Here is a 6,094-nt window from a genome sequence, read left to right on the forward strand (position 1 = left end):
CCGCCGTAGCTGATGCGGGCCTCGGCGATCTGGGTGTGGGCGATGGTGTTGGCCGAGCTGACGTCCTCGGGCCGCACGATGCCGGCCACGGTGAGTTCGCGCACCTCGCGGTTGGTGCGCACCTCCTGCCGGCCCTGGATGACCAGATTGCCGTTGGCCATGACGCCGGTCACGACGGCGGCGATGGTCAGATTGACCCGCTCGGCCCGGTTGACCGACCCCGAGCCCGAGGCGTTGACCTCGCCGCCCATGCCGATCAGCTTTTCCGGGTCGAAGCCGCCCGGGAAGGCCTGGCCGAGGGCGTTTTCCAGGCCGAAGAAGTTGGTGACCCCGGCGTTCATGTCGTTGCTGCGCGTCCGGTTGGTCGAATTCTGGGTCTGGGCGCGGTCGTCGATGTCGATGTTGACCGTCAGGATGTCGCCCACGCTGCGGGCGCGCTGGTCGCCGAAGAAGGTGCGGGCGCCCGTGCGCCACAGGCTGTTGGCGCTGGCCGCGCGGTCCGCCTGCTGCTGGGCGGCGGAGGCCATGATGACCTGGTCCGTGGGCACCAGCGCCGACGGATAGCCGATGGGAGCCAGCTGCGGCCCCATGACGGTCTCGACGGCCGTCGAACAGGCGCCGAGGGCGAGGCAGGAGGCGGCGGCGGTCAGGATCAGGGCGGTACGCATCAGACTGTTTCCCCTCAGCGGGCGGCGAGTTGTTGGGTGGAGGCGCGGGCGGCGGGACCGGCGGCGGCCTGACCGGGAGCGGTGGCCACGGCGTCGATGACGCGGTTGGACTGCAGGTTGCGGATCGCGAGGCGCTGGCCGACGGCGGCGTTGCCTTCGGCGCGGCCGCTGATGGTCAGGCGGACGCCGCCGACTTCATAGGCGACCTCGACGATGTCGTTGCGGCTGATGACGCGTTCGCCGTAGGCGGCGCGCGCGACGGCGGGCCGGGAAACGGGCCGCGCCGGGGTCTCGACGGCCGCATTCGGGGCGACGGCGGCCGGCCCGCCGGGGGCCATGGCGGCGTTGCGGACGACGACGCGGCGAAGGCCGGCCGGATTTGCCCAGTCCAGACCCGACTGGCGCGCCAGGCTCTGCAGCTGTCCGGCCTCGAAGACGATCGAGGGGCCGGCGCGTTGGCCGACGACGACGTTCGAGGCGCCGCCGGCGCCGTCGAACAGGTCGCCCAGGGTCACGCGGCCGTCCGAATCCACCGGATTGGCCTTCAGCGTCACCGGGCCGGCGAAGGCGGGGGCCGCCAGCGACAGGGCCGCGACGGCGGCGAGGATCAGGGTCCTCACGACTTCACCTGCGACGCGACCGACAGCATCTGGTCCGCGGTGGTGATGACCTTGGAGTTCATCTCGTAGGCGCGCTGGGCCACGATCAGGGCGCTGATCTCGGCGACGGCGTCGACGTTCGAGGACTCGGTGTAGCCCTGCAGGATCTGGCCGAGACCGTCATCGCCGGGCGTTCCGACCGTGGCCGAGCCCGAGGCCGCGGTCTCCATCAGCAGGTTGTCGCCGACAGCTTCCAGCCCGGCCTCGTTGAAGAAGGTCGCCAGCTCCAGCTGGCCGACGATGGCCGGCTCGGTCGCTCCCGCGGTGATGACCTGCACCTGGCCCGCCTTGGAGATCGAGACGTCGACGGCGTCCTGCGGGATGGTGATGGCCGGCTCGACCGCATAGCCGTCGTCGGTGACCAGCTGACCCTCGCCGTTGATCGAGAAGTTCCCGGCGCGGGTGTAGGCCGTCTCGCCCGAGGGCAGGATGATCTGGAAATAGCCGCGGCCCTCGATGGCCATGTCGTAGCGGCCGCTGGTCTGCGTCGGCGTGCCCTGATCGGTGATGCGATAGACCGAGCCGGCCTTCACGCCCGCGCCGATCTGGATGCCGGTCGGGACCACCGTGCCCTGGCTGGACGACTGCGCGCCCATCCGTTCGATGTTCTGGTACAGCAGGTCCTGGAACTCGGCCCGCTGACGCTTGAAGCCGACCGTGTTCATGTTGGCGATGTTGTTCGAGATGACCTCGACGTTCAGCTGCTGGGCGGACATGCCCGAGGCTGCGGTCCTGAGTGCGCGCATGTCTCAGTCTCCCTTTCTATGCCCGGCCCAGCCGCTCGACGGCGCGGCGTGACAGGTCGTTGGTGTTTTCGATCATCCGGCTGATGCTCTCGTAGGCACGCTGGATCTCGATCAGGTTGGTGATCTCGAGGATCGGATTGACGTTGGAGCCCTCCAGCATGCCCTGACGCACGCGGGCGTCGGTCGCCTCGATGGCGACGGCGTTGGAGGCGTTGCGATACAGGCCGTCGCCGCTCTTCTCGAGGGCGGCCAGGGTGTCGAAGCGGACGACCGACAGCCGGCCGACGAGGGCTCCGTTCTGGCTGATGGTGCCGTCCGGGGCCACGGAGGGCTCGCCGAGGGCCGGATCCAGAATGATGTCGCCGCTGTCGCCCTGAACGGCCGCGCCGCCCTCGGTGACCAGCTTGCCTTCGCCGTCGACCGTGAAGGCGCCGTCGCGGGTATAGCCGTCGCCGGCCCCGTCGGTGACCTTGAAGAAGGCGCCTTCGCCCTCGATGGCGAAGTCCAGGTTGCGGCTCGTCTGGGCCAGCGGCGCCTGGCCGTAGTCGCGGCCGACGCCGTTATCCATCACGAAGCTGACGCCGGGGCGGACAAAGGCGTTGCGGGCCCGCTCGCCGACTTCTTCGCTCAGCAGCAGCTGTTCGACCTTGAAGCCGGTCGTGTCCGCATTGGCGATGTTGTTGGCCACGATGTCGAGCTCGCGGCGCAGCGTCATCTGGCGTGACAGTCCAACGTAGGCGGCGTTTTCCACGGGCGGCTCCTTTCGGGATCACCCTCGCAACGGTCGTGCCAACAGGGTTAATCCAGCAATGACGGGCTTTTGGGCCCTGGAGCCTGACTGGCGGCCCGGCAGGTTTTGCCGGTTCCTAACGCCTCGTTAACCAAAAGACGCTCGTATGGACCGAGAGATTCTCGGGGCGCGGCGCATGTTCAAATTCGGCAAGAAGAAGGGTGCGGCTGCGGGCGATGACGCCAACCTGCCCGCCGTGACGGACGCGCCCACGCCGGACGGCGAAGAGGGCGACGCCCCGAAGAAGAAAAAACTGCCCCTGCTGTTCATCGTCATTCCCGCCGCCCTGGTCGTGCTGGGCGGGGGAGGGGGCGCGGCCTTCTTCCTGATGCAGCCCAAGTCGGCCGCCGCCGAGGACGGCGGGCACGGCGCCGAGAAGAAGGGCGGTCACGCCAAGAAGGACGAGAAGAAGGGCGGGGGGCACGGCGCGGCCGGCGACGCTGCGGCGGATCCGTCGCTCGGCGTCATCGCCGAGGGGCCGGACGGCGTAACCTTCTTCACCCTGCCTGACATGGTGGTGAACATTCAGTCGCCGGACGGCCGCCCCACATTCCTCAAGCTGAAGCTGACCCTCGAGACGAGGGACGCCCATGTCGCCGAACAGCTGCAGGCCGAGATGCCGCGGATGCAGGACATGTTCCAGGGCTTCCTGCGCGAGCTCCGTCCCGAGGACCTGGCCGGCTCGGCGGGCAGTTTCCAGCTGCGCGCCGAAATCCTGCGCCGCGTCAACCTGATCGCCGCGCCGGGCAAGGTCGACGCCGTGCTGATCGAAGAAATGCTGGTGAACTAGGCATGACCGACGCCGCCTTCGCCGACGACGCCGATCCGTTCGCGGAAACGGAAGACCCGCTGGCCGAAGGGGCGGCGGAAGAGCGTCCGTCCGGCCTGGCCGAGCGGGTCCTGAACCAGGACGAGATCGACAGCCTGCTGGGCTTCGACCTGGGCGACGACGACGGCTCCGAGCGTTCGGGCATCCGGGCCATCATCAACTCCGCCCTCGTGTCGTACGAGCGCCTGCCGATGCTCGAGATCGTCTTCGACCGCCTCGTGCGGCTGATGACGACATCCCTGCGCAACTTCACCTCGGACAACGTCGAGGTCAGCCTCGACAACATCTCGTCCATCCGCTTCGGCGACTATCTGAACTCCATTCCGCTGCCGGCCATCCTGGCGGTGTTCCGGGCCGAGGAGCTGGACAACTACGGCCTGCTGACGGTCGACTCGAACCTGATCTACTCCATCGTGGACGTCCTGCTGGGCGGCCGCCGGGGCACCGCGGCCCTGCGCATCGAGGGCCGGCCCTACACCACCATCGAGCGGGTGCTGGTGCAGCGGATGGTCGAGGTCGTTCTGGCCGACGCCCGCGCCGCCTTCGAGCCGCTGACCCCGGTGCATTTCACCCTCGACCGGCTGGAGACCAACCCCCGGTTCGCCGCCATCGCCCGACCGGCCAACGCCGCCATCCTGGTCAAGCTGCGCATCGACATGGAAGACCGGGGCGGGCGCATCGAACTGCTGCTGCCCTACGCCACGCTGGAGCCCATCCGGAAGATGCTGCTGCAGCAGTTCATGGGCGAGAAGTTCGGCCGCGACAATATCTGGGAAGGGCACTTGGCCACCGAGCTCTGGACCACCGAGACCGAGGTCCGCGCGGTGCTGGACGAACAGCTTCTGCCCCTGTCGCAGGTGCTGGAGTTGAAGGTCGGCGACACCCTGATGCTGAACGCGACGCCCGACAGCGACATCTCGGTGCGCTGCGGATCGATCCCGGTCACGACCGGCCGGATGGGCCGCAAGGGCCAGCATATCGCCGTGCGCGTCGAGGCCCCGATCAGCGTCGAGGCGGCGACCAGTCTGACGAAGGGAAAACGCGGATGACCGGAATGATTCTGGACGGCGTGCTGATGCTGCTGCTGGTCGCGGCCCTCGGCTACGGGGTTCGGCTGGAGAAGAAGCTGACGGCCCTGCGCGCCGGCCAGCAGGCCTTCGCCTCGGCGGTGACCGATCTGAACATCGCCGCCGGCCGCGCGGAGGCGGCCCTGGCCAATCTGCGCGCCTCGGGTCAGGAAACGGACCTGCTGCATGATCGCATCATCAAGGCCCGCGAGGTGAAGGCCCAGCTGGAAGCCCTGATCGCCCGCGGTCCCTCTTCGACCGCCGAATCCGCCCCGGCGGCGCGCGCCCAGCCCCAGCCGGCTCCCGCGCCGGCGCCGGTCGACTCCGCCGGGAATGAACGCGCCCTGCGCATGGCGGCCCTGGCGGAACGCATCCAGGGCATGGCGCCGACCGCGGCCCGCGCGCCTGCGCCGGTCGCCGGCGGAAACAACGTCGCCGCCATCCTCGGCGCCCTGACCGCTAACCAGTCTGCGAAGCAAAGCCTCAACCGGGCTCGCCGTAGCCTGGATGAAGACCTGTTCGCCGCCTGACCCCCTTGAGCCCGCTGAGTAACCGATCATGAGCAAGATACCTCGCCTGCTGCCCCTGATCGCCATCGCCATCGGCGGGGTGGTCGTCGTCCGCGCGGTCGGCGTGGCCCCCGGCATGTTCGAGGGCGCAAAGGCCTGGGCCGAGGAGGCCGTGCCCGCCGCGGCCGCCGCGACCCCGGCCGCCGCGGTCTGCGCCCTGACGCCCGAGCAACTGGCCCAGCAGGCCGGCATTTCGCCCGCCGAACTGCGAATCCTCCAGTCCCTGTCCGGACGCCGCACCGAGCTGGACGCCCGCGACGCCGATCTGGCGGCCATGCTGCCGCTGATGGCCACGGCGGAACAGAAGCTCGACGCCAAGGTCGCCGCCCTGGAGGCCGTCAAGGCCGAGGTCCGGGTGCTGCTGGGTCAGGTCAGCGAGCAGGAAAAGGCCGAGAACGACCGTCTGGTCGCCGTCTATTCCGCCATGCGGCCAAGGGAGGCCGCCCGCGTCTTCGCCACCCTGGACGACGATGTCCGCCTGCCGGTCGCCGCCGCCATGCGTCCGCGCTCCCTCGCCGCGATCATGGCCCAGATGGAGCCCGCAGCCGCGCGCAGCCTGACCGAGAAGCTGGCCCACCGCTTCCAGGCCCGTCAGCAGCTCGCCGCCCGCGCCGCCGCGGCTACCGCGGCCTCGACCCCTGCCGCCGCCACGTCTGTCCCCGTCGGGCCGGAAGCCCCCGCCGTGACCCCGCCGCCCGCCCGGACGGCCGCCCCGACAGCTGCGTCGGATGCGCCGCCGCCGGCCGCGACCCCGCGCGCCGCGCCG

At 69.9% G+C, this 6,094-nt stretch carries 8 protein-coding genes; 4 read left to right on the forward strand and 4 right to left on the reverse strand.

All coding sequences use genetic code 11. From position 1 onward, the window contains the following. The 4 genes from flgH to flgF form a co-directional block, all read right to left on the reverse strand. Positions 1-668: flagellar basal body L-ring protein FlgH (gene flgH, locus V6M42_RS02465; protein WP_332676917.1), on the reverse strand; the 668-nt coding region annotated here is incomplete at its 3' end. 14 nt (positions 669-682) lie between these two features. Further along, positions 683-1,288 carry a flagella basal body P-ring formation protein FlgA gene (locus V6M42_RS02470; RefSeq protein WP_332659057.1) on the reverse strand — a complete coding sequence of 202 codons (606 nt, stop codon included), beginning with the start codon at positions 1,286-1,288 and terminating at the stop codon, positions 683-685. After that, positions 1,285-2,073 carry a flagellar basal-body rod protein FlgG gene (gene flgG, locus V6M42_RS02475; protein WP_332676918.1) on the reverse strand — a complete coding sequence of 263 codons (789 nt, stop codon included), beginning with the start codon at positions 2,071-2,073 and terminating at the stop codon, positions 1,285-1,287. The genes V6M42_RS02470 and flgG overlap by 4 nt, the downstream gene beginning before the upstream one ends. A gap of 16 nt (positions 2,074-2,089) precedes the next feature. Further along, positions 2,090-2,824, reverse strand: coding sequence for a flagellar basal-body rod protein FlgF (gene flgF, locus V6M42_RS02480; protein ID WP_332660783.1), 735 nt, complete (start codon positions 2,822-2,824; stop codon positions 2,090-2,092). Between the two features lie 145 nt (positions 2,825-2,969). On the opposite strand from flgF, the gene V6M42_RS02485 reads away from it, so the two are divergent. The 4 genes from V6M42_RS02485 to V6M42_RS02500 all read left to right on the forward strand — a co-directional run. Further along, positions 2,970-3,653, forward strand: a complete 684-nt coding sequence (locus V6M42_RS02485; protein ID WP_332676920.1) for a flagellar basal body-associated FliL family protein — start codon at positions 2,970-2,972, stop codon at positions 3,651-3,653. A 2-nt stretch (positions 3,654-3,655) separates the two neighbouring features. Then, positions 3,656-4,741 carry a flagellar motor switch protein FliM gene (gene fliM / locus V6M42_RS02490; protein WP_332676922.1) on the forward strand — a complete coding sequence of 362 codons (1,086 nt, stop codon included), beginning with the start codon at positions 3,656-3,658 and terminating at the stop codon, positions 4,739-4,741. Further along, positions 4,738-5,289: a DUF6468 domain-containing protein gene (locus tag V6M42_RS02495; protein ID WP_332660789.1), complete on the forward strand. Its 552-nt coding sequence runs from the start codon at positions 4,738-4,740 to the stop codon at positions 5,287-5,289. The genes fliM and V6M42_RS02495 overlap by 4 nt, the downstream gene beginning before the upstream one ends. A 28-nt stretch (positions 5,290-5,317) precedes the next feature. Then, positions 5,318-6,094: MotE family protein (locus V6M42_RS02500; protein ID WP_332676924.1), on the forward strand; the 777-nt coding region annotated here is incomplete at its 3' end.

Source organism: Brevundimonas sp., from assembly GCF_036677305.1.
Lineage (GTDB): Bacteria > Pseudomonadota > Alphaproteobacteria > Caulobacterales > Caulobacteraceae > Brevundimonas.